This is a genomic window from Lactiplantibacillus nangangensis (assembly GCF_005405065.1).
Taxonomy (GTDB): Bacteria; Bacillota; Bacilli; order Lactobacillales; family Lactobacillaceae; genus Lactiplantibacillus; species Lactiplantibacillus nangangensis.
In genome coordinates, this window is sequence record NZ_BJDI01000030.1 from 1 (window position 1) to 1,734 (window position 1,734).

Consider the following 1,734-nt stretch of genomic DNA (forward strand, 5'->3'; position numbering starts at 1 on the left):
TTGAGAGTTAGACCTCTCAAAACTAAACAAAGTTTCAACAATCATGTGTAAGGTTTCCGTAATATTCCTTAGAAAGGAGGTGATCCAGCCGCAGGTTCTCCTACGGCTACCTTGTTACGACTTCACCCTAATCATCTGTCCCACCTTAGGCGGTTGGCTCCCGAAGGTTACCCCACCGACTTTGGGTGTTACAAACTCTCATGGTGTGACGGGCGGTGTGTACAAGGCCCGGGAACGTATTCACCGCGGCATGCTGATCCGCGATTACTAGCGATTCCGACTTCATGTAGGCGAGTTGCAGCCTACAATCCGAACTGAGAATGGCTTTAAGAGATTAGCTTGCTCTCGCGAGTTCGCAACTCGTTGTACCATCCATTGTAGCACGTGTGTAGCCCAGGTCATAAGGGGCATGATGATTTGACGTCATCCCCACCTTCCTCCGGTTTGTCACCGGCAGTCTCACCAGAGTGCCCAACTTAATGCTGGCAACTGATAATAAGGGTTGCGCTCGTTGCGGGACTTAACCCAACATCTCACGACACGAGCTGACGACAACCATGCACCACCTGTATCCATGTCCCCGAAGGGAACGTCTAATCTCTTAGATTTGCATAGTATGTCAAGACCTGGTAAGGTTCTTCGCGTAGCTTCGAATTAAACCACATGCTCCACCGCTTGTGCGGGCCCCCGTCAATTCCTTTGAGTTTCAGCCTTGCGGCCGTACTCCCCAGGCGGAATGCTTAATGCGTTAGCTGCAGCACTGAAGGGCGGAAACCCTCCAACACTTAGCATTCATCGTTTACGGTATGGACTACCAGGGTATCTAATCCTGTTTGCTACCCATACTTTCGAGCCTCAGCGTCAGTTACAGACCAGACAGCCGCCTTCGCCACTGGTGTTCTTCCATATATCTACGCATTTCACCGCTACACATGGAGTTCCACTGTCCTCTTCTGCACTCAAGTTTTCCAGTTTCCGATGCACTTCTTCGGTTAAGCCGAAGGCTTTCACATCAGACTTAAAAAACCGCCTGCGCTCGCTTTACGCCCAATAAATCCGGACAACGCTTGCCACCTACGTATTACCGCGGCTGCTGGCACGTAGTTAGCCGTGGCTTTCTGGTTAAATACCGTCAATACCTGAACAGTTACTCTCAGATATGTTCTTCTTTAACAACAGAGTTTTACGAGCCGAAACCCTTCTTCACTCACGCGGCGTTGCTCCATCAGACTTTCGTCCATTGTGGAAGATTCCCTACTGCTGCCTCCCGTAGGAGTTTGGGCCGTGTCTCAGTCCCAATGTGGCCGATTACCCTCTCAGGTCGGCTACGTATCATTGCCATGGTGAGCCGTTACCTCACCATCTAGCTAATACGCCGCGGGACCATCCAAAAGTGATAGCCGAAGCCATCTTTCAAACTCAGACCATGCGGTCCGAGTTGTTATGCGGTATTAGCATCTGTTTCCAGGTGTTATCCCCCACTTCTGGGCAGGTTTCCCACGTGTTACTCACCAGTTCGCCACTCACTCAAATGTAAATCTTGATGCAAGCACCAATCATTACCAGAGTTCGTTCGACTTGCATGTATTAGGCACGCCGCCAGCGTTCGTCCTGAGCCAGGATCAAACTCTCAAATTAATGATGAGTTCTAAAAAAGCTCATTTAAAAAGTTGGTTCAAATTTATTAATTGTTTTCACGAATTGACTTCGCAAATGTTTTGCTAACAATCTCGA

1 rRNA gene is annotated in these 1,734 nt (G+C 49.2%); it reads right to left on the reverse strand.

Features of this window, described 5'->3' with window-relative positions:
* Positions 1–72: 72 nt before the first annotated feature.
* A 16S ribosomal RNA gene (locus FFM70_RS13650) occupies positions 73–1,638 on the reverse strand.
* Positions 1,639–1,734 lie beyond the last annotated feature (96 nt).